At 59.7% G+C, this 21648-nt stretch carries 21 protein-coding genes; 15 read left to right on the top strand and 6 right to left on the bottom strand.

Going from position 1 to position 21648, the window contains the following annotated elements; genetic code table 11:
• The first annotated feature begins 242 nt into the window (after positions 1-242).
• The 3 genes from ABQ278_RS10145 to ABQ278_RS10135 are packed head-to-tail and all read left to right on the top strand — an operon-like array spanning position 243 to position 2748.
• On the top strand, positions 243-992 hold the full coding sequence (locus ABQ278_RS10145) for an ABC transporter substrate-binding protein (protein WP_349319491.1): 750 nt from the start codon (positions 243-245) through the stop codon (positions 990-992).
• Positions 992-1987 carry an iron ABC transporter permease gene (locus ABQ278_RS10140; protein ID WP_349322140.1) on the top strand — a complete coding sequence of 332 codons (996 nt, stop codon included), beginning with the start codon at positions 992-994 and terminating at the stop codon, positions 1985-1987. The genes ABQ278_RS10145 and ABQ278_RS10140 overlap by 1 nt, the downstream gene beginning before the upstream one ends.
• The gene (locus tag ABQ278_RS10135; protein ID WP_349319490.1) at positions 1987-2748 is read left to right on the top strand and encodes an ABC transporter ATP-binding protein; all 762 of its coding nucleotides are present in this window, start codon (positions 1987-1989) and stop codon (positions 2746-2748) included. Before ABQ278_RS10140 ends, ABQ278_RS10135 begins: the two co-directional genes overlap by 1 nt.
• A gap of 22 nt (positions 2749-2770) precedes the next feature.
• Here ABQ278_RS10135 and ABQ278_RS10130 read toward each other — a convergent pair whose 3' ends face one another.
• Entirely contained in the window at positions 2771-5029 is a 2259-nt protein-coding gene (locus ABQ278_RS10130) for a lytic transglycosylase domain-containing protein (RefSeq protein WP_349319489.1), read from the bottom strand.
• Between the two features lie 305 nt (positions 5030-5334).
• Here ABQ278_RS10130 and dapA point away from each other — a divergent pair, with 305 nt between their 5' ends.
• Positions 5335-6258 carry a 4-hydroxy-tetrahydrodipicolinate synthase gene (gene dapA, locus ABQ278_RS10125; protein ID WP_349322139.1) on the top strand — a complete coding sequence of 308 codons (924 nt, stop codon included), beginning with the start codon at positions 5335-5337 and terminating at the stop codon, positions 6256-6258.
• On the top strand, positions 6258-6728 hold the full coding sequence (gene smpB / locus ABQ278_RS10120; protein WP_349319488.1) for an SsrA-binding protein SmpB: 471 nt from the start codon (positions 6258-6260) through the stop codon (positions 6726-6728). The genes dapA and smpB overlap by 1 nt, the downstream gene beginning before the upstream one ends.
• A 253-nt stretch (positions 6729-6981) precedes the next feature.
• On the opposite strand, the gene ABQ278_RS10115 is transcribed toward smpB, so the two are convergent.
• Both ABQ278_RS10115 and ABQ278_RS10110 read right to left on the bottom strand, forming a co-directional pair.
• Entirely contained in the window at positions 6982-7761 is a 780-nt protein-coding gene (locus ABQ278_RS10115; protein ID WP_349319487.1) for an SDR family oxidoreductase, read from the bottom strand.
• Between the two features lie 53 nt (positions 7762-7814).
• Positions 7815-8405, bottom strand: coding sequence for an NYN domain-containing protein (locus ABQ278_RS10110; protein ID WP_018080293.1), 591 nt, complete (start codon positions 8403-8405; stop codon positions 7815-7817).
• 33 nt (positions 8406-8438) lie between these two features.
• On the opposite strand from ABQ278_RS10110, the gene folK reads away from it, so the two are divergent.
• The gene (folK, locus tag ABQ278_RS10105; protein WP_349319486.1) at positions 8439-8966 is read left to right on the top strand and encodes a 2-amino-4-hydroxy-6-hydroxymethyldihydropteridine diphosphokinase; all 528 of its coding nucleotides are present in this window, start codon (positions 8439-8441) and stop codon (positions 8964-8966) included.
• Here the strand turns inward: folK and ABQ278_RS10100 are convergent.
• Positions 8942-9943, bottom strand: coding sequence for a DMT family transporter (locus tag ABQ278_RS10100; protein ID WP_349319485.1), 1002 nt, complete (start codon positions 9941-9943; stop codon positions 8942-8944). The genes folK and ABQ278_RS10100 overlap by 25 nt on opposite strands.
• A gap of 157 nt (positions 9944-10100) precedes the next feature.
• On the opposite strand from ABQ278_RS10100, the gene ABQ278_RS10095 reads away from it, so the two are divergent.
• A complete protein-coding gene (locus tag ABQ278_RS10095) occupies positions 10101-10676 on the top strand; it encodes a thermonuclease family protein (protein WP_349319484.1) in 576 nt (191 codons plus the stop codon).
• Positions 10677-10906: 230 nt separating this feature from the next.
• On the opposite strand, the gene leuA is transcribed toward ABQ278_RS10095, so the two are convergent.
• A complete protein-coding gene (gene leuA, locus ABQ278_RS10090) occupies positions 10907-12583 on the bottom strand; it encodes a 2-isopropylmalate synthase (RefSeq protein ID WP_349319483.1) in 1677 nt (558 codons plus the stop codon).
• 456 nt (positions 12584-13039) lie between these two features.
• Here leuA and rpoZ point away from each other — a divergent pair, with 456 nt between their 5' ends.
• Positions 13040-13399: a DNA-directed RNA polymerase subunit omega gene (gene rpoZ, locus ABQ278_RS10085; RefSeq protein WP_018080286.1), complete on the top strand. Its 360-nt coding sequence runs from the start codon at positions 13040-13042 to the stop codon at positions 13397-13399.
• 153 nt (positions 13400-13552) lie between these two features.
• Positions 13553-15814: a bifunctional (p)ppGpp synthetase/guanosine-3',5'-bis(diphosphate) 3'-pyrophosphohydrolase gene (locus ABQ278_RS10080; RefSeq protein ID WP_349319482.1), complete on the top strand. Its 2262-nt coding sequence runs from the start codon at positions 13553-13555 to the stop codon at positions 15812-15814.
• Positions 15815-15837: 23 nt separating this feature from the next.
• On the opposite strand, the gene ABQ278_RS10075 is transcribed toward ABQ278_RS10080, so the two are convergent.
• Entirely contained in the window at positions 15838-16857 is a 1020-nt protein-coding gene (locus ABQ278_RS10075; protein WP_349319481.1) for an alpha/beta hydrolase, read from the bottom strand.
• Positions 16858-17057: 200 nt separating this feature from the next.
• Here ABQ278_RS10075 and pyrE point away from each other — a divergent pair, with 200 nt between their 5' ends.
• The 6 genes from pyrE (at position 17058) to era (ending at position 21621) form a co-directional block, all read left to right on the top strand.
• On the top strand, positions 17058-17645 hold the full coding sequence (gene pyrE, locus ABQ278_RS10070; protein WP_349319480.1) for an orotate phosphoribosyltransferase: 588 nt from the start codon (positions 17058-17060) through the stop codon (positions 17643-17645).
• A 5-nt stretch (positions 17646-17650) separates the two neighbouring features.
• On the top strand, positions 17651-18415 hold the full coding sequence (locus ABQ278_RS10065) for a pyridoxine 5'-phosphate synthase (RefSeq protein ID WP_349319479.1): 765 nt from the start codon (positions 17651-17653) through the stop codon (positions 18413-18415).
• Positions 18412-18810, top strand: a complete 399-nt coding sequence (gene acpS / locus ABQ278_RS10060; RefSeq protein WP_349319478.1) for a holo-ACP synthase — start codon at positions 18412-18414, stop codon at positions 18808-18810. Before ABQ278_RS10065 ends, acpS begins: the two co-directional genes overlap by 4 nt.
• 90 nt (positions 18811-18900) lie before the next feature.
• Positions 18901-19779 (top strand): signal peptidase I, encoded by an 879-nt coding sequence (gene lepB / locus ABQ278_RS10055; protein WP_349319477.1) that lies wholly within the window; start codon positions 18901-18903, stop codon positions 19777-19779.
• 142 nt (positions 19780-19921) lie between these two features.
• Complete coding sequence (rnc, locus tag ABQ278_RS10050; protein ID WP_031220327.1) at positions 19922-20647, top strand: ribonuclease III; 726 nt, start codon at positions 19922-19924, stop codon at positions 20645-20647.
• Positions 20644-21621 (top strand): GTPase Era, encoded by a 978-nt coding sequence (era, locus tag ABQ278_RS10045; RefSeq protein WP_349319476.1) that lies wholly within the window; start codon positions 20644-20646, stop codon positions 21619-21621. Before rnc ends, era begins: the two co-directional genes overlap by 4 nt.
• The last annotated feature ends 27 nt before the right edge of the window (positions 21622-21648 follow it).

The following is a 21648-nucleotide window of genomic DNA, read 5'->3' as shown; positions in this document are numbered from 1 at the left end:
ATGATCACGCCCGCCGCCCCCGGATGTTTCACTTTAAAAGGAACAATGCCTTGCGGTATAAAGGCGCAGTTTTTCAACCGCGATAAAAGCAATTGGGGGTAGGTATTTCTAAATTTAAGATCGCTCTTGGGTTGATTTTTGGGGTTGTGTTTGCGTTGGCTACAGACCTGTCAGCGCAAACGCGTGTGCCACAGATCAGCAAAACGCCCGCAAAAGCGCTGCCCGCAAAAGCTCTGAAAGTCGTGTCCCTTGACCAGTGCGCCGACCAGTATGTGCTGGGCCTTGTGCCGCGTAACCAGATACTGGCGCTGTCCGATCGGGCGCGTCTGCACGACTCCAATTTCCGCGATCGTGCTGAGCATGTCCGGCGCATCCGGCCGCAACTCGAGAACCTGCTGGCGCTTAATCCGGACGTGGTGGTGCGCACCTGGGGCGGTGATGTCAACCTGATCAAGGCCCTGACGGATCGTCATATAAAAGTTTTGAATATCAATGACATCTATAGCTATGATCAGGCAAAGCCTGAGCTTTTGCGCATCGGTCAGGAACTCGATCAGGCGGCCAGCGCGCAGATAGAGGCGCGCCGCTTTGATCAGGCCATGGCCGCCATCCGGCAGGTCGGCAAAGGACGGAGCGTGCTTTATTACACACCCACAGGCTATAGCGCCGGGCCGGACACCATGGTCGGGGATATGTTGCGAAGACTGGGTTTCAGGCTGGAGACTCAGGATAAGGGTTTCTTCTACCTGTCGCCGGAGGTCATTCTGAGCCTGAAACCTGATATCTTTGCCCTGGGGTTTTATGAGGATCATTACGCCATGCGCCGGGTGCCGGGCCGTAATCCGCTTGTCCGTGCGCGCATCGCTTCGATGCCCAATTTCACCCTGCCGGTACAGATGATCAGTTGCAACGGCTGGTTCACAGCCTACGATCTGGCGGAGTTGTCGAAATCACCCCTGACCGGCTCAGGCGGTCTGAAGGCGGTGCCGTGATGCATGTGAGCCTGCGTAGTCTGAGCATCGGCCTGGGCGTAGCCATAGGCGTTTTACTGATCGTCCTGATGCTGTTCGGTGATGTGCCGCTCAGCGGCGTGATGTGGCTGGACGCTTTCATTCACTGGAATTCACTCGGTTCCGAAATCGTCTGGGGCATTCGTTTGCCGCGCAATCTCACCGGAATCGGTGTCGGCGCCATGCTTGGCATGAGCGGTGCCCTGATGCAGGGTTTGTTGCGTAATCCGCTGGCCGAGCCGGGTCTGCTCGGGGTATCGGCGGGCTCAGGACTGGGGGCGGCCTTGGCCATCGTCTTCGGGTTAGGTCTGACGCCGTTCGCGGTCGAGAGTTTCGCCCTGATCGGCGCCGCGGTCGTTGCCGTCATCCTGCTCATCTTCGTTCAGCGCTTCCCGCAGCGGCAGTCGCTCATCCTGCTCGGCGTCGGGCTGTCGGCGCTGTGCGGCGCCCTGATGGCACTGGTGTTCAACCTGTCGCCATCGCCTGTCACCACCGCCGAAATGCTGGGCTGGATGATGGGCTCGGTCGCCAACCGTAACTGGTTCGATGTGATGATGTGCGTGCTGGGGCTTGGCGCGGTCAGCGCCATGTCGCTGCAACTGGGCAAGGGCCTGCGCTTTCTGACGCTCGGCGAAGAAACCGCGCGTTCCATGGGCATCGACATGACCCGCCTGACGCAGGTCATCGTCATCGGTTCGTCCCTGCTGGCCGGCCTGTCGGTTTCGGTGGCCGGGGTGATAGGTTTTGTCGGGCTGGCCGCGCCGCATCTGGTGCGCGCCTTTGGTATCAAGGATCCGTATCTGCTGATCTGGCCCTCCGCCCTGACCGGCGCTCTGATGGTCATTGTCTCGGACGGCCTGATCCGCCTGATGCCGCCGACGGCCGATGTGCGTCTGGGCGTCCTGACCTCGCTGGTTGGCGCGCCTCTGTTCGCCATCCTCGCCTACAAGAGCGCCCGTTCATGGATGCAGGACTGATGTCGCAGCTTACCCTCACGAATGTCAGCGTCAAATTGGGCCAGGAGACCGTGGTGCACGATGTCTCGGCCGATCTGACCTCCGGCAAGCTCTATGTGCTGGTGGGGCCCAATGGCGCCGGCAAGACGACCCTCCTCAAGGCCATGGCCAGCCTGCTGCCGTTGAAAGATGGCTTGATCCGCTTCAACGGCGATGAGCTGGCCGGCCAGACGCCGGCGCGGCGCGCCGAAAGCATCGCCTATCTGCCGCAGGATCGCAGCATCGCCTGGGATCTGGCTTGTGTCGATGTCGCGGCCCTGGGCGCGCAGCACCTGACGCCAGATCTGGCGCGGCAAAAGTCTTTCGCGGAATTGCAGGCACTGGGTTTACAGGAGGTGTCGGATCGCGGCGTCTTCGGCCTCTCCGGCGGGCAGCGTGCGCGTGTGCTGCTGGCGCGGGTTCTGGTCAGTCCGGCGGAGGTGTTCCTGCTCGATGAGCCGCTGATCGCGCTCGATCCGGCGTGGCAAAGGCAGGTGCTGATCCGGCTCAAACAACGCGCCGAAGCCGGCCAGACCGTCATCCTCAGCCTGCATGATCTTCACCTGGCGGCGCAGTTCGCCGATCAGGTTCTGCTGATGCACAAGGGTAAGCTGGTGAGGATGGATACGCCCGAAAACATCTTTGTTCCCGAACTGTTATCCGAAGTGTTTAACCTGAAGGGCGAACTGGTATCGGGTGATGGCCAGCGCACCCTCCGGCTGGAAAGCTTACCTCTTCTTTAGGCCTCTTCTTTAGGCCTCTTCTTTAGTCCTTCTTCTTTTTCTTTTTTGTCTTCTTCGCCGGTGGGGCTTTCTTCTTCTTTTTCTCAGCCACGGCCTTCTTCCGGGTATCCTTGACGGGCTTGGCTGACGGCTTCGGATCCGCCACGGGCGCCATGACGCCACTGGCCGGTGTGGTCAGGGCGGCCGCGGCTGCCGGATTGGTAGTCTGTGCTTTCTGATAATCGAGATAGCCGATCGGCGCATCCGGCGACGGCGTGTCGCTGAATTCCGGCGTGTCGAACGCACCTATCGGGCCGGGGAAGCCGCGCTGGACATCGGCCATGGCGGTCAGGGGGGCGGTGCCACCGGCCAGTCGGGCACGATAGACACGCATGTTTTCCGTCACGCGCATCATGTAGTTGCGCGTTTCGGTGAAGGGGTGGCACTCGATAAACGACAGGGCGTCGGCCGTGGCGCCACGCGGATCGCCACAGTCGGCTACCCAGGTCTTCATCCGGCTCGGGCCGGCATTATAACCGGCTGCCGCCATGACGTAGGAGCCGTCGAAACGATCGACCAGTTCACCGAGGTGATAGGTGCCGAGCGTCATATTGTATTCCGGCTCGTAAAGCTGGGAGTCGCTGTAGCCCATATTGAGACGGTTGGCGACGGCACGCGCGGTGGACGGGATAAGCTGCATCATGCCGCGTGCGTTGGCGTGGGAGCGGACGCTCGGATCGAAGCTCAATTCCTGGCGGGTGATGGCCAGCACGAAGGCTTTTTCCGGTCCCGGTACATTGGGAACCGAGCGCAGCGGATAGGCGCGTTCGGGGATATAGAAACCGCGCTGCATCGAAACGCGCGCCACCTTCATGGCCATAAGTTGCAAGTCGTAAGCACCGACCAGATCGACCAGCAGGGCCTCTTCCTCGGCATTGGGCAGCACGTCATCGAGGTGAAGCACGATGGCGCGGAACAGGTCCAGTTCGCCGGTCGAACCGAGCAGACGCGCCGCCTTGATCAGGTCACGGCTCTCGAAGCGGTCGCGGTCCGCCTGGCTCGGCACCGGGTCCTTGCCAAGCGTGATGGTCTTGATGCCGGCTTTTTCAGCCGCCATCTGGCCATAGAAGGCATAGATATACTGGCCGCCCTGCGCATAATAACGCTGCGCCAGAGTGGCGTCGGCATCGACGCCGTTGGTTGCCGGACGGTTGCGCGCTTCATAGGCGCGGCCCAGCCAGTAGTTGGCGCGCCCTTGCGTGATGGGCGAGGTGCCGGCCGTGGCCAGTTCGTGAAAATGGCGGATGGCCGTGTCAGGGTCGTTCAATTTGATGAGCGCCACCCAGCCGGCGAAGAACTCGGCCTCGGCCTTGCTTTCCCCTGCCTCGAAACCGCCGCCCTTCATAGCGTCATAGGCGGCGCGATAATTGCGCGCCTTGAGGGCTGCTTTGAAATAGCCCCAGCGCAGCGAATAGAGCTGCGAGGCGGCGTCCGGGCTGGCCGAGGCCGGCGGCAGGTCGGCCAGCAGGGCGAAACCGAGCGGCTCCAGCCCCTTGCCGGCCAGATACTTGGCGCGGGCGAAGGCGAGGGTTGAATTATGCAGATCGCCGTTCAGGGCGTTCTGATAGAGGGAGTCGCCGCTGGCCGAACTGGTGCGCATGGCAATGACGGCGTTGGCGATATCGGCCTGATGCTGGCCGACATAAGCGGTCATGTCGCGGATCGCCTGCGAATTGCCGCTCTGGTAGTTGAGTTCGAGGCAGGTCAGGCGCGCCTGATGGTCATCCTGAGTGAGATAGGTGCTGAAGGCCTGATAGAAGTTGGCTTGCGGCAGGGCGTCGAACACCTTGGTGCGCCACCAGCTTTTGGCCAGGGCGCGCGCCTCTTCGGTGCGGGTCAGATTGCCATAGGCGGTGATCAGGGCGGTCGCGCCTTCGGTGGTTTGCGGCGGCGAGCCCTTGAACCAGTCGACGGTTTGCTGCGCGGTCATGCCCGACAGGCCGATCAGTTTTTCGGCGGCGATCTGGCGTTTCGCTTCGCGCGGCCAGCCCCACAGGTCGCGGCGGGCGGCATCGAGCGCGGCGAAGCTATAGATATTGCCGTCGTTGTTGATGATGGTCCAGGTGACGATCTTGCGCGCCACCGGGCTGCTCAAACCGGAGGCCAGCGAATCAGCCTGGGAGAAATTACGCGACTTGGCGGCCGAAAGCGCCTGCTGCAACAGGGCGGAATCGTTGCCGGACAGGGTGGAGGGAATATAGGGACGGGCGGTATCGGCCGGCGGTGCGGCTGCATCCTGCAAGGTATCGTCCTGCGCCGCCACCGGCTGCAGGGCGCCCAGAACTCAGGGCGCTGACCCCCATGGCGAGGGCGATTTTGCGGGCGAGGGTGGCGATGGTCTGTCGGTCAGGCTGGGTCATAAAATTCCTGTATCTGGCCAAAAGTTATGCATAGCCAGACTATAGATATAGTTTCTTTTTAGAAAGCCATTGCGACGATGGCTTTGCTTATCTATGGCTATTTTCATATAATCCAAAGCCGGAGATGGCCGAAAAGCCACAACTTTCCGTGTTTGCGGTGAGATGAGAGCCAGAAGACAAGATGACGATGACCGACAGAGCTGCACAACCCCTTTTCCGCGGCGTAATTACCGCTCTGGTGACGCCCTTCAAGGGTGGCGAGGTCGATTATGCGGCGCTGGAGAAACTGGTCGAGTTTCAGATCGCCGGCGGCGTGCACGGCATTGTGCCGGTGGGCACCACGGGCGAGACCTCGACCCTGACCATGGAAGAGCATCGCGCCGTCGTGAAGCTGTGCGTCGAAAAGGTGGCGGGGCGTATCAAGGTGATCGCCGGCGCCGGCTCGAACAATACCGCCGAGACGCTGGAACTGGCCCATCACGCCAAGGAGGTCGGCGCCGATGCCGTCCTGGTCGTCGCGCCCTATTATAACAAGCCGTCGCAGGAAGGCCTGTACCAGCACTTCAAGGCGCTGAATGACAATGTCCAGATTCCGGCCCTGCTGTACAATGTGCCCGGTCGTACCGTCGTGGATATGAGCAACGAGACCGTGGCGCGCCTCGCCAAACTGCCGAACATCGTCGGCATCAAGGATGCTACCGGTGATCTGGAACGGATCAGCCAGATGCGTCTGATGATTGAAGGCGACTTCTCCTATATCTCCGGCGATGACCCGACCCTGCTCGGCTATCTGGCGCACGGCGGTCACGGTGTCATTTCGGTGACCTCGAACGTCGCGCCGGCGCAGGTGGTGGCCATGTATGAGGCGGTCGTCCAGAACGCTTATGAGGCAGCGCTGCAGTGGCAGGACAAGCTGATTACACTGCACAAGGTTTTGTTCGCCGATTCCTCACCGTCGCCCACCAAGTACGCCATGAGCCGCCTTGGTCTCTGCAGTGATGAGGTGCGTCTACCGATCGTCGCCTGTTCGCAAGCCGTGCGCCCGCTGGTTGATCAGGCCATGGCTCTTGCCGGGTTGCCGCTGGCGGGGCAGGAACGGGTCACCGCCTAATGGATGTTATCAGCACCTATAAGGTGATCGCCGATAACCGTCGGGCGAAGTTCGATTATTTCCTCGAACAGAATACCGAGGCGGGGATCGCCCTGACCGGCACCGAGGTCAAGGCGCTGCGTCAGGGACGGGCTAATATTGCTAAATCCTATGTTAGCATCGAGAATGGCGACGAACTGTGCCTAATCAATGCCGATATCCCGATCTACGGCCACGCCAACCGCTTTAATCACGAGCCGCGCCGGCCGCGCAAACTGCTGCTCCATCGGAAAGAAATCAGCCGTTTCATGGTGGCCATCCAGCGCGAAGGCATGACGATCATCCCGACCAAGCTGTTCTTCAACGACAAGGGCCTGGTGAAGCTGGAAATCGCCCTCGCCAAGGGCAAGAAGCTGCACGACAAGCGTGAAGCCAGCGCCGACCGCGACTGGGCGCGCGATAAAGCCCGCCTGATGCGGGATAAGGGGTAGTTTTTTGCCACGGATGGCCGCAAGTGGCCTCACGGATGATGCGCAAGCGCATCTGCACGGATATAGGCACGGATTTCCGGATGACCTTGATTCGTTAGGGATTGTGCCTAGTCCTTTTGGACGGCAAAGCCGCCATTCTAAAATCAAAGGTGTGAGCTGATATTCAAAATATCAGTGCCTTTATCCGTGTAGATGTGAGCGTGCTCACATCATCCGTGAGGCCGCTTGCGGCCATCCGTGGTTAAGTCTTTTCTTACACAACACCCGGAAAAGCGCCGCCGTCGATCAGCAGGCTTTGCCCGGTGATATAACCGGCCTGCGCCGAGCATAAAAACGCACAGGCCGCGCCGAATTCTGACGGTTCGCCAAACCGTTTCGCTGGGATGCCTGCCTCGCTCTCGGCCTTGACCGTAGCGATATCTACCCCGCGATCGGCAGCCTTCTTGCTCAAACCGCTGGTCTGGCGCGCAGTATCGAACGAACCCGGCAGCAGAAAGTTGATCGTCACATTGGCGTGCGCCACGCTGCGCGCCACGCCGGCCAGAAAACCGGTCAGGCCAAGGCGGGCGCCGCTTGACAGATCAAGACCGCTCAAGGGCATCTTTACCGACCCCGAGGTGATGTTGACGATGCGACCGAAACCACGCGCCACCATACCGTCGATCACCTTCTGCACCAGTTCGATTGGCGTCACCATATTGCAGGTCACGCCTTCCAGCATGGCGGCGCGGTCAATCTGGCGGAAGTCGCGGAAGGGCGGACCGCCATTGTTATTGACCAGAATATCGACCTGCGGCACCGCGCTTATCAGCGCGCTTTGCGTTGCCGCCAGACTGACATCACCGGCCACCGTGATGATGATAGCGCCCGTCGCGGCGCGTATTTCCTCCGCCACCGCTTCCAGCTTGTCCGCGTCGCGGCCGTTAATCACCACCGTGCAGCCGGCTTTCGCCAGTTCGAGCGCGCAGGCCTTGCCCAGTCCCTGACTGGAGGCGCACACAAGCGCGTAACGTCCGCTGATACCGAGATCCATCGTCAAACCTTAGGGGGAAAGGGCGGGCAAGATGCACCTGCGCCGATAAGCCATCAAATCGTGTCGTCGTCATCATCCTCGGTGCCGAGGAATTTCGGCGGATTGGCGTGGCTGGAACGTGGACGACCGACAACAGTGGCGAGATCGGCCAGATCGACAAAGGTATCGGCCTGACGGCGCAGTTCGTCGGAGGTCATGGGCGGCGACGACTTGACGGTGGAAACGACGGTGACGCGCGCGCCCTTACGCTGTACGGACTCGATCAGGCGGCGGAAGTCACCATCGCCGGAGAACAGCACCAGATGGTCGGCGTGTTCGGCCATTTCCATCATGTCACAGGCGATTTCGATATCCATGTCACCGCGCCAGCGCTTGCGGCCTTGCGCATCGGTATATTCCCGGGCCGATTTGGTGATCAGGGAAAAGCCGTTGTAATCGAGCCAGTCGACAAGCGGGCGGATCGGCGAGTAATCGTCGCCCTCGACCAGGGCGGTATAATAGTAGGCGCGGATCAGAATGCCGCGCTTTTTGAATTCATCGAGCAGCTTGCGATAGTCGATGTCGAAATTGAGCGCCTTGGCGGCCGAATAGAGGTTGGCACCATCAATAAAAAGCGCGATACGGTCGGTGGGATAAAAGCTCATAGTGAAATAATTCCACGAGAATGTGCGGTTAAAATGGCGGGAAGCGTCAGCAATACGGCGATTTTTGTCGCCTATGGTTCAAACCTGTCGGCGGGTCAACAGACTGCATCGCAAGCTTTCGCGCGCCTTGTCAAGGATTTGGAAGCGCGTGGATTAATTGTGAACAAAATTTCTCGTCTGTGGTCGTCGCAGGCCTGGCCGGATCCGAGCGATCCGCCCTATCTAAATGCCGTCTTGCAAATTGCAACTGATTTGCAACCAAATGATTTAATGCAGCTTTTGCACGGGGTAGAAGAAGATTCCGGGCGTGTGCGTGATGGCCGCCTGAACACGCCGCGCGTGCTGGATCTCGATTTAATCGCCTATGGCGACGTGGTGCTGGAAGGCGAAAACGGGCTGGTCCTGCCGCATCCGCGCGCCGCCGAGCGCGCCTTCGTCATGGGGCCGCTGGCCGAGATCGCGACGGACTGGGTGCATCCAGTTAATGGACTGACGGCGCAAGACCTCTATGCAAGCGCCACCGTTGCCCGGGACGCCTATCCTTTGGATGTCGCGAGCTGAGCTTCTGCCTCGCGCCGCGTTGCGCGCTGGTCGATCCAGATATAGAGGCCGACCCCGGTCAGAACCAGCAGGGTGCCGATGATATCCGACGGGCTGATGTGCTGGTTGAGGATCAGCGCGCTCATGGCCAGAGTGAAGATCGGATTGATGAAGCTGATCACGGCATTGGCCTGTGACGAGATGCGGCTGAGCGCAAAATTGGTCAGGTAGCTCGGCAGGACAGTGGCGCCGATCGCCAGTCCGATCACCAGAGTCAGCAGTGGCGGCGTCATGTGGATGTCGCTGATCTTGTGCACCAGCAGGAAGTGCGTGCCGGTGGCGATGGCGGCGCCGCTCATCGCCCACGAGGTAAATAGTGATGGCCCCATGCGCTTGATCAATGGCTTGGCCAGCAGCAGGTACATGGCAAACGCCACCGACGACACCATGCACCACAGGGCGCCGACCACGATGGCCGAGCCGTGCGCGTTCAGGTCGGTGATGAAGACCATCGCCAGCCCGGCGTAGCTGATCGCAAACGCCCATACGGCCTTCAGGCGGAAAGGCTGCTTGAAGAACATAGCGCCGAACAGAATGACGAAGAGGGGGTAGGTGAAGAGGATCAGGCGCTCGAATTGCGGCGATAGGGTCGTCAGGCTCTCGAAATCGGTATAGCTGGCCAGCCAGTAGCCAAGCGCGCCGACCAGCAGCGTGCGGATATACAGTCCCGGCTGTCGGTCGATCGGCGGCAGGGTGTTGGTGCCTTTGGATCTGGCGCGCAGGAAGGTCAGGATGCCGAAGACGACGAAGAACGGCGTGGCGATCGACAGGCGCAGCGCCATCAGGGCTGAGGCGTCGATATCGTAGGCATAGGCCAGCTTGATCCAGATGCCCTTGCTGGCGAAAAGGAACGCGCCCAGCATGGCCAGGATATAGCCGCCCCAGATCAATAACCACGGGGCTGAAAGCGGGCTTTTCTGTATGGGCTGGTCGGACATCTGGGCCTTTGCGGGCGCCTTTGTGTCTCTCAGGCGCCCCGTAAAACGGGTAGGGGCGCGATCGTTCGGATCAGTCGCCTAGGAGGCCTTGCGCGAAGCGGACTTGACGCCAAGTGACTTGACGTTAAGCGATTGGCACGCCCAAATAAGCTTGGACATGATGTCAATATGGATGAGCGCGAAGGCGTTGGCGAAGCTGGTGATCATGGGCGGGCAAGTAGAGGGTTTGGACGTTTTGCGCAACCGTAAACACATGTTTCAGATGTCACGTTCGGTTACGCTCTGTTTGGCCTTAAGTGTTCTGGCGTGGCCGGTGCTGGCGAAACAGCCGGTCGTGAGCGGCAGCGCCTATGCCGTCGATGGCGACACCCTGGTGATCAAACACCGGCATGTGCGCCTGTTCGGGATAGATGCCTTCGAGCACGATCAGACCTGCGGCCGCTTTCGCTGCGGCGTCGAGGCGACGTCTGCTTTGCGTGGGCTTATTGAAGGCCAGATCATCACCTGCCGGCAGCAGGATCATGACCAGTATGGCCGCATGGTTGCGATCTGCAAGCTACCGTCAGGCCTTGATCTCGGGGCTGAGATGGTGCGGCGCGGACTGGCGGTCGATTACCGCAGCTTCACGCTGGACTATATGGATGAGGAGACCGACGCCCGCGCGCACAAACGCGGCGCCTGGGCGCGGGGTTTTCAGAGCCTGGTGCAATATCGCCGGGAGCATCCGAGGTAGGAAAGAGTTGAACACGGAAAGGCACGGATGATGCGCAAGCGCATCAAGACGGATAAGGCACGGATTTTATGGGCTCTATAAGCTAGTGAGTTGCCGTAGCTATGAATGACGGCTTCGCCGTCTATAATAACAAGAGCGCGCATAGGTCTTTGGCTATTACCCTGAAATCCGTGCCTTATCCGTCTCGCCGCGCAGCGGCATCCATGCCTTTCCGTGTTAAAGCTTAAAAACTACACCTTCAGGGCGTTGGCGGCCGAAAGCACCGCCTTGATGCTGGCCGTGGCGACATCATGATCAATGCCGACGCCAAAGACCGTGCGGTCGCCGGCCCTGCACTCGACATAGGCCACCGCCTGGCTTTCGCTGCCGACATTGAGCGCGTGTTCGGCGTAATCGACCACTTCAAGGCCCAGATCATAGTGCGAATTGAGCCCGCGCACGGCGCTGGAGATCAGGCCATTGCCATGGCCAATGACCGAGGTCTCGATACCATCCTTGATGATCCTGCCCACGAAGGTGCGTGTGGCGCCGGAACGCACCGGCCCCTTGTGGTCGTATTCGATCAGTTCATAGGCCTGTGGCCCGGTCAGGTGGTAAGCCGCCTGGAAGGCGTCCCACAGATCCGTGCCACTGACTTCCTTGGCCGAGGCGTCGGTAATGTCCTGAATCTTCTTCGAGAAGTCTACCTGAAACCGGCGGGGCAGCTTCAGGCCATGATTTTGCTCAAGAATCCACGCTATCCCCCCCTTTCCGGACTGGGAGTTGACGCGGATCACGGCCTCGTAGCTCTCGCCGAGATCGGCCGGATCGATCGGCAGATAGGGCATTTCCCAATAGCCGTCGTTACGCTTCTCGTGGGCCGCGAAGCCCTTCTTGATGGCGTCCTGGTGCGAGCCTGAGAAGGCGGTAAAAACCAGTTCGCCGGCGTAGGGGTGGCGCGGATGCACCGGGATATTGTTGCAGTGTTCGACCGTCTTCACCACCTCGCGCATATGGGAGAAGTCGAGCTCCGGCGACACGCCCTGCGTATAGAGATTGAGCGCCAGCGTCACCAAATCGACATTGCCGGTGCGTTCGCCATTGCCGAACAGGCAGCCTTCGATGCGGTCGGCGCCGGCCAGCAGGGCCAGTTCGGCCGCCGCGGTGCCGGTGCCGCGGTCATTGTGCGGGTGCAGGCTGATGACCACGCTGTCGCGCTTGCTGATATGGCGGCAGAACCATTCGATCTGGTCGGCATAGGTGTGCGGACCGGCAACCTCGACCGTGGCTGGTAGGTTGAGGATCAAAGGCTTTAATGGCGTCGGCTGCACAACCTCGATCACGGCGTTGCAGACCTCAAGCGCGAACTCGGGCTCGGTGGCAGTGAAGGTTTCCGGGCTGTACTCGAAGCCCCATTCGGTTTCCGGTTGCGCGGCGGCCTCGGCGACCAGCAGGCCCATACCCTTGCGCGCCAATGCCAGCACGTCTGGTTTGTCCATGTTGAACACGACGCGGCGGAAGAGGGGGCTCGTCGCATTATAGAGGTGCACGATCGCCTTCTTGGCGCCGCGCAGGGCCTCGAACGAGCGCTTGATCAGGTCTTCGCGCGATTGCGTCAGCACCTGGATGGTGACGTCGTCGGGAATCAGGTTTTCCTCGATCAGCTTGCGCACGAAATCGAACTCGGTCTGCGATGCCGACGGGAAGCCGACCTCGATCTCCTTGAGGCCCACGCTGAGGAGAAGCTTGAAGAACATCAGCTTCTTGTCGACATCCATCGGATCGGCCAGCGCCTGATTGCCATCGCGCAGATCGGTGGAGAGCCAGCGCGGCGCTTTCGTGGTCACCTTGTCCGGCCAGGTGCGGTCGGACATGTTGACGCCGAGGGAAAACGGACGGTACTTGGTGTCGGGATTGGTCAGCATCATGGGTGGAAACCCTTATAGGTCTTAAAGAGTGCGAGTGTGACGCGCGAAGGCTCAAAGCTTCAGGATGTGAAGCCGGGGCGAATGCGCGGGAGAGATAGCAGATGGGAGAACATGATCAAAACCCGAAACGGGGATAAAGCCAAAAAAAGACGCAAACGACTTTCGCCTGACCGCAGTTAAGCGATCAGGGTGCCAATAAGGAGCGTGTTTAGGGCTTTGGACGTGATCATAGGCGGTTTTTGTCATGATTGACCGGCACGCGTCAATAAGGATTTGCGGGCAAACCGTCAGCCTTTAATGGCCGCGCCTTGCGCTCGCACAACAAATTTCATGAATTTCTTGTCTTTTCCGGCGACACGCGCTATTGGCACCGGTTCATGACTTTTTAGTCCTCGCCCTATGGCCGCCTCATCCTGTGCAGGCCAAGCGAAGACGCTCCTATATTGAGGTTCCTGCATGGCCCGCGTCACCGTCGAAGATTGCGTCGAAAAGATCGATAACCGCTTCAACCTCGTTTTGCTGGCCGCGCACCGCGCCCGCGCCATCTCGTCGGGTTCGTCGATCCTGGTCGACCGCGACAACGACAAGAACCCGGTCGTGTCTTTGCGCGAAATCGCCGACGGCGTGATCGAGCCGACCGTGCTGACCGAAAGCCTGATCGCTTCCCTGCAACGCGTTGACGAGCGCACCGAGGCCGAGGAAGAGGCCGAAACCCTCGCCCTGCTGGCCGATCCGTCGCACATGCAGATGTCGGAAAGCGAACTGATCCGCGCCCTGCAATCCGACCGCGATGGCGGTCAGGAAGAGCGCTACTAAGCTTCCCGTCTGGCAAACGCCGGCAAACTTATTATTTAAAAGGCTCAAGGGGATACCTTTGAGCCTTTTTACTTGTGTAAATCCGCGCTTGTGAGAAACTTTTTAACCCCTGATCCGATTAGGATAAGGCGAAGCGTTATCGAAAGTAAGTGTATGTCGGCAGAAAGCGAGCAGGTTTTGGACAAGGCGGCATCCGTTGAGCCAGCGCCCTTAGCCACGCCCGAAACGCCGAAGCCCGCAACCCATCGTCAGAAATTCCTGCGCCAGATCGAACTGATCGATCGCGTGGCCGCCTACGACCCGACGGTCGATGAGGCCATGCTCAACCGCGCCTATGTCTATGCCATGAAGATGCACGGCGCGCAGTTGCGGGCTTCGGGTGATCCGTACTTTGCCCACCCGATCGAGGTGGCCGGCATCCTGACCGACTACAAGTTAGATGCCGCCGCCATCGCCACCGCCCTGCTGCACGACACCATCGAAGACACGCCGGCGACCTATGAAGAGATCGCGTCGAAGTTCAGCGAGGAAATCGCCACCATGGTCGAGGGCGTCACCAAGCTGACGCGGCTCGAACTGCAATCGGAATACACCAAGTCGTCGGAAAACCTGCGCAAGTTCATCCTGGCCATCTCGAAGGACATCCGCGTCCTGCTGGTCAAGCTGGCCGACCGCCTGCACAATATGCGCACCCTGCATTTCGTGGCGCCGGAAAAGCGCGAACGCATTTCGCGCGAAACGCTGGAAGTCTACGCGCCGCTGGCCCGTTCGATCGGCTGCAACCGATTCGCCACCGAGCTGGAAGACCTGGCCTTTTCGCACATCAATCCGCTGGCCCATCAGGCGATCATCCATCGCCTTGAGGAGATGCGGACCGAGAAGGGCTCGACAATCGCTGCCATCGCCCGCGACGTTGCTGCCAAGCTGGAAAAGCAGGGCATGTCCGCGCGGGTCATGGGGCGTGAAAAGTCGCCCTATTCGATCTGGAAAAAGCTGCAGCGCAAGTCGGTCGGGTTTAACCAGTTGTCGGATATCTTCGCCTTCCGCGTGGTGATGCAGAATACGGACGACTGTTACCGCGCGCTTGGTATCATCCATCGCACCTGGCCGTGCGTGCAGGAGCGCTTCAAGGACTTTATCTCGACGCCAAAGTCCAACAATTACAAGTCTTTGCACACGACGGTGGTTGGCCATAAGGGAACGCGTATCGAGCTGCAAATCCGCACCGAGGAGATGGACCGCGTGGCCGAAGAGGGCGTAGCGGCGCACTGGGGCTATAAGAATCAGGCCTATGGCTTCGATGAAGAGGCGGCGACGCGCGACGGCGGTCGCAACCCGATGAATTCTTTGCGCAATATCGTCAACATCGTTGAAAATGGTGGCGACAGTGAGGATTGGGTCGAGCACGCCAAGATGGAGATGTATCTTGATCAGGTGTTCGTCTTCTCGCCGAAGGGACGTTTGATCTCGCTGCCGCGCGGCGCCATGCCGCTCGATTTCGCCTTTGCCGTCCATACCCAGGTCGGCGAAACGGCCATTGGCTGCCTGATCAATGGTGAGCACAAGCCCTTGCGCACCGTGCTGCAAAACGGCGATCAGGTCGAAATCCTGACCGGGTTGGAATCGCGCGTCAATCAGGACTGGTTCAGCCTGACCGTTACCGGCAAGGCCCGCTCGGCGATCCGCCGTCACCTGCGCCAGCGCGAGGCCGGCGATTTTATCAAGCTCGGCAAGACGGCTATTGAGCGTGCCGCCGCGCAGGTCGATAAGGCTCTGAAGGATATAAGCTGGCGGCCAGCGTTCGAGCGCTTCAACGTGACGAGCGAGGACGAGCTGTTTGAGCTGTGCGGCCGTGGCAAGATCTTCCCGGCCAAGATTCTCGAAGCCATCTTCCCCGGCCTCAAGCTGCCGATGATGCTGACCACCGATAGCCTGACGCGCATCAAGGATGGCGGAGGTGGCGCGGCCTTCGTGCGGGGCTCGGCCCTGCATGAATTGCAAACTGTCATCTTCTCGAAGTGCTGCTATCCGGTGCCGGGTGACCGCATCGTCGGCTTTGTCGAAGGCGATGGCGTCCATGTCCACTCCATCGAATGTGAGCAACTTGAGGCTCTTGAGGCGCAGGACGAAAGCTGGATCGACCTGCACTGGACGCTGAACGCGGAAAAGAACACGCTGTCGGTGGCGCGTCTGCGCGTCAATATGCAGAACAAGCCGGGCGTGCTCGGTCAGGCGTGTACGTTGATCGGCGAGGCCAAGGGCAATATCGTCAATATCAGGATAGCGAACAAACCGATGGACTTCCTTGATGTCGATTTCGATATCGAGGTGCTGGATGCCCGCCACATCACCAATATTTCGGCAGCGCTGCGTACCTCACCGATGATCGAAAGCGTCGACCGCGTGAGGGGGTAGACGGTATTTCATAATACCTTCGATCACGGCTTCATCTTCGAGGCACGCGCTTGCTGAACAACTTCATTGAACGCGTCAAGCAATGCGTCGGGGCGTTCTTCAAATATGAAATGGCTGGCGCCCTCTACAATGACATTCTTTCCTTGTGTGGAGTTGCGAGCCTGGTCTTCGTGGGCGCTGATCCAGGCATTATAAAGTGTATCCGCGTCCACACCGTTCGGCCTGTCTTCAGTAAAGTGCGCTTTGTCAGAAGAGAGGATAACAAGGGGGATCGAGCCAAGACTATGTCGGTTGGCGTCAAGATCATTCGACGAGGTTTCATCCTTACTTTCAGTTTCGGATAACATGACTTCAAAACGGCTCTTGCTGAAATATATTTCCGTAAGCTTTGACCATACGGCTTTGGACAGATCATGTGGGCGCTTAGGAAGGCAAGGATCCTCGGCCCCCGGCAGAATAAATCCGGGAGTGAGCGGGCCGGCCTCGAGTTGTTTCAGGCAGCCACGGTAGAAGCTGAGATTTTCATCATGATAGCTTTTAGGATAGGGCAGGCGTTTGTCGCCATGCTCTATGGCTGGGTCGACCAACAGAATACCTGCAACGTCCTCGGTATGTTTGTAGGCAAACAGGCGCATGTTTATCCCGCCCAACGAGTGCCCTACCAATATATAGGGTGGTTTAATAGCCGCTGCCTTCAGTGCGTTTTCGAGATTGCCGACTTCCGCAGAGGCATCACGCGGTAAGGGGCCTGGATCGCTAAAGCCGTATCCGGCCCTGTCGAAAGTACAGACCCTGGTGACTTGAGCCAGATCGCGCTGGATGTCCCGCCATTCCAGACTCCATTGACTAAGGCTGGAGTCTATCAGTGCCGTGGGACCGCCAGACCCAATACAGAAGATATTGAAACGCCGGCCATCCGGTAATTTAACGGCGTTCTGAGGCCGAAAATAGGCTTCCAGAGGCAGGGGCTCGGCTGCATGAGAGACCGTCGGTAAACCGAACAATAATACAATTTGCAGACATGCGCATACAATTCGAAACATAAGCCCCCCTCAGTCGTCGGCCGCGCTTCCGGCCCGTCTCCTAGATGCTCAATCTATACGTAACGCTTGTCAAACCTATTTGCTTGCCCTTTCAGATAAGGTTTAGGATTTCGACGGTTTGAACAAAGCTCAGCGCAATTCTTCATCTTCCAATAGCCGACCGAACGCGCTAAACCGCTGGCATCAGACAAGGATTCCCCATGACCAGTGAAGACGTAATCAACGAGTTCCGCGCCGCCAACGCTCTGCGCGAAGGCCATTTTGTGCTGTCATCCGGCCTGCACAGCCCGATGTTCCTGCAGAAAAACCTGGTCTTCATGAACGCCGACCGTTGCGAACGCCTTTGCAAGGCCTTAGCCGACAAGATCACTGCCGCGGTTGGCCCCGTCGATCTCGCCATTTCGCCGGCCGTCGGCGGCATCATCCCCGGTTACGAAACCGCCCGTCACCTCAAGGTGCCGTCGATGTATGTCGAACGCGAAGGCGGTGAGTTCAAGTTGCGCCGTGGCTTCCATATCGAGCCCGGCCAGAAGGTCGTGATGGTTGAGGATATCGTCACCACGGGCCTGTCGTCGCGCGAATGTATAGCAGCCATCAAGGCGGCCGGCGGCGATGTTGTGGCGGCGGCGTGCATCGTTGATCGCTCCGGCGGCAAGGTCGATGTCGGCGTGCCTTTGATCGCTCTGGCCTCGCTCGAAGTCCCGGCTTACCCTGCCGATAACCTGCCGCCCGAACTGGCCGCTATCCCGGTCGAAGACCCCGGTTCGCGCCGGCTGGCCAAGGCTTAGGGGCCATGCACGACCGTATCCGCTTAGGGCTCAATGTTGATCACGTCGCCACCGTGCGTAACGCCCGCGGCGGTCATGCGCCTGATCCGGTGCGTGCGGTGCAAATGGCGCTCAAGGCCGGCGTCGATGGCATCACGGCGCACCTGCGCGAAGATCGCCGCCATATCCTTGATAAGGACGTGTTCGCCATCAAAGAGGTATGCGACACCTTCGGCCGGCCGCTCAATTTCGAGATGGCGGTGACCGAGGAAATGGTGGCCATGGCGGTCGAGATGAAGCCGCACGCCGCCTGTCTGGTGCCGGAACGCCGCGAGGAACGCACCACCGAGGGCGGCCTTGATGTTGTCGGGCAACTGGAGGCGGTTGGCGCGGCGGTTGCAAAATTCAATGCTCTGGGTATTCGGTCGTCGCTTTTCATCGCCACCGATCCGGCGCAGGTGAGGGCGGCGGCCCTGGTCAAGGCGCCGGTGATCGAGTTCCACACCGGCGCGCTTTGCGATGCTTTCCGCGAACAGGAAGACGTCATTTTTAACAATGAACTGAACCGCTTACAGGCGGCGGTTCAACAGGCGCATGATCTCGGCATCGAGGTACACGCCGGCCACGGCATCGATTTCGACACGGTCGGTTTTATCGCCAGGATACCGCATATCCGCGAACTGAACATCGGGCACTTCCTGATCGGCGAGGCCATCTTTATCGGTCTCGAAGCTTCGCTGCACCGGATGCGAGACCTGATCGACGCCGCGCATAAAGGCGTGAAGGAATGATCGTTGGCATCGGTGTCGATCTGTGTGACGCCCGCCGCATCGAATCGTCGATGGAGCGCTTCACGGCGCGTTTTCTTGATCGCATCTATACCCCTGGCGAACAAAGCCACGCTCAGGCGGCGGCGCGTCCGGCCTTAAGTTTCGCCAAGCGCTTCGCCGCCAAGGAAGCGGTCGCCAAGGCGATGGGCACCGGCGTGCGCGGCTTTTTCTTCACCGATATCGAGGTCGTTTCCGGTCATCTTGGCAAACCGCACGTTATCCTGCACGGCGCGGCGGAGGAGGTGCTGCGCGGCCTGCTGCCGGAAGGCAAGACGGCGCATATCCATCTCTCCCTGAGCGACGAAGACCCTTACGCCACAGCCTATGCGGTTATCGAAGCGGTCTCTACGGAATAAAGCCTTGTGCTTGCCATAATCTGAGGTTAGGTGAATCCTGACATTACGGGAGCAGTCCCGCATTCTATCAGGGACTTTGGGGCCATCCTTATGACGAAACCGGAAAACGACAGCGCGAACGAGGCGATTGCCGCCGCGGCCAATACGGCTGCCAGAGTGGACGCGCATATCGAGGCTGAAGCCCACGCCGAACCTGAAGAGGTGGTTGATACGCGCAACGCCAAGCAGGTTGCTATCGACGAAGCCAAGGAAATTTTCAGCGTCGTCGGCGTTGCCCTGCTGCTGGTGCTGATCCTGCGCACCTTCCTGTTCCAGCCCTTCACCATCCCGTCGGCGTCGATGGAGCCCAATCTGTACGAAGGCGATTACATCATCGTCTCCAAGTGGGATTATGGCATTTCCAAGTATTCCTTCCCGATCACACTGCCATTTATCGAGGGCCGCATCATGAACCACGCGCCGACGCGTGGCGATGTGGTGGTCTTCAAGCTGCCGCGTGACAACAAGACCGACTATATCAAGCGCGTCATTGGCCTGCCGGGCGATACCGTACAGATGAGGCAGGACCAGCTTTATATCAACGGCAAGCCTGTGCCGGCCACCGATCTCGGTCCGGTCGAGGCCAAGGATTTCCCCGGCCGCTACGCCACCGCCTACAGCGAAGCCCTGCCGGATGGCCGCACCCACAAGATGCAGGACATGGTCAAGGATGGCCGCGCCGATGATACCGGTGAGTTCGTCGTGCCCGCCGGCAACTACTTCGTGATGGGCGACAACCGCGACAACTCGCTGGACAGCCGCTTCTCGCCGGAAGATCCTTATGAGCCCGGCGTCGGTTTCGTGCCGGAAGCCAATCTCGAAGGCCGCGCCGTGCTGGTCCTGATGTCGTGGAAAGAGGGCTCGTCGCTGTGGAAGCCCTGGACCTGGCTTAACTTCCACTGGAACCGCTTCTTCAAGCCTTTGCACTGATTAAGTGTAGCTGAAGCGCCGCATGGCTTACCTCGCATCAGCTCGGGCGGGCCGTCGCCCTTGCCAAACGCTAAAGCGTTTGGAGATTTCATAGGCTCAACAACCTTTTGCCTTTGGCAAAGGGTTGTTGTACATGCAAGCGATGAATGCCCGCGTGCCCCCTTCCAAAGAGACCAATCTGCGTCTGAAAGCCATCGACGTCCTGCAAAGCAATCTCGGCTACACCTTTCGTGACGCCGCCCTGCTCGAACTGGCGTTGACGCACGCTTCGGTCGCCGAAGGCGCGCGCAAGATGGCCGATAACGAACGCCTCGAATTTCTGGGTGATCGTGTGCTCGGCCTGATGATCGCCGAAGCCCTGATGGAAGCCCTGCCGGACGCCACCGAAGGCGAACTGTCGCGCCGCTTTCATACGCTCGTCAGCCGCGAAACCTGCGCCGATATCGCCCGCACGCTCGAACTGGGCGCCGCCATCCGTCTGGCCGCCGGCGAAACCAAGAGCGGCGGTCGCACCAACCCGACCATCCTCGGCGATGCCTGCGAAGCCCTGATGGCCGCCGTCTATATCGATGGCGGCTATGAGGCCGTGCTCAAAACCTTCAAACCCCTGTGGCTCAAGGCCCTGACCGAAAGCGGCAATGTTTCCCGCTCCAACCCCAAGTCCTTCCTGCAGGAATGGGCGGTCGCTCAGGGCATGGGCGCTCCTGTCTACAGCGTGGTCAGCCGCAAAGGGCCTGATCACGCCCCGGTCTTCACCATCGAGGTCCGAATCGACCACCTTCCCCCGCAATCGGCCACCGGCAAATCCCGTCAGGAGGCCGAAAAGGCCGCCGCGCTTGGCCTTATCGAACGAGAAAAACTCAATTGACCGAAATACCTCAAGCGACCCCGACTGAAAACACGACCTGCGGCTTCGTCGCCATTATTGGCGCGCCCAATGCCGGCAAGTCGACGCTCGTCAACCAACTGGTCGGCACCAAGGTGTCCATCGTGACCCAGAAGGTGCAGACGACGCGCTTCCCCGTGCGTGGGATCGCGCTGGTGGGGGATTGCCAGATGATTCTGGTCGATACACCGGGTATCTTCAAGCCGCGCCGCCGCCTCGATCGCGCCATGGTCAAGTCGGCCTGGAGCGGCGCCGAAGATTCCGACTGCATTGTGCTGCTGGTCGATGCCGCCGCGCAACTGGCGGTGAAGCACCCTAATGGCGATACCAAGGCGACCGGCGCGGATCACAAGGCGGTCGAAGACGTCGACATGATCATCAAGGGCCTGAAAGACAATGGCGCCAAGGCCATTCTGGCGCTCAACAAGATCGACCTGATGAAGAGCGAGAACCTGCTGGCCATCGCTGACGATCTCTACAAGGAAGGCGTCTTCGAGGACGTCCTAATGATCTCGGCCGAGAAGGGCCACGGCGTCAAGGACCTGCGCGCCCTGCTGGCGGCCAAGATGCCGGCGAGTCCCTGGCTCTATCCGGCCGATCAGGCCGCCGATGCGCCGGTGCGTATCCTCGCCGCCGAAATCACGCGCGAAAAGCTGTTCCTGCGCGTCCACGAAGAGCTGCCCTATGCTGCGGCGGTCGTCACCACCGATTTCACCGACAAGGCCGATGGTTCGGCGCGTATCGAACAGACCATCTTTGTCGAACGTGACAGCCAGCGTTCGATTGTGCTGGGCAAGAACGGTCAGACCCTGAAATGGATCGGCATGAAGTCGCGCGAGGAACTGGGCAAGCTGCTCGATCGCCAGGTCCACCTGTTCCTGCATGTCAAGGTCGAGGAACGCTGGAGCGAGGATCGTGCGCTCTATGCCCAGTTTGGTCTGGAATACGAATCCTGACGTCTTTGCGTCGGACAGAGTTGTAAG

The organism is Asticcacaulis sp. MM231, assembly GCF_964186625.1.
Lineage (GTDB): Bacteria > Pseudomonadota > Alphaproteobacteria > Caulobacterales > Caulobacteraceae > Asticcacaulis.
This window is presented reverse-complemented; position numbering and strand designations above follow the sequence as displayed.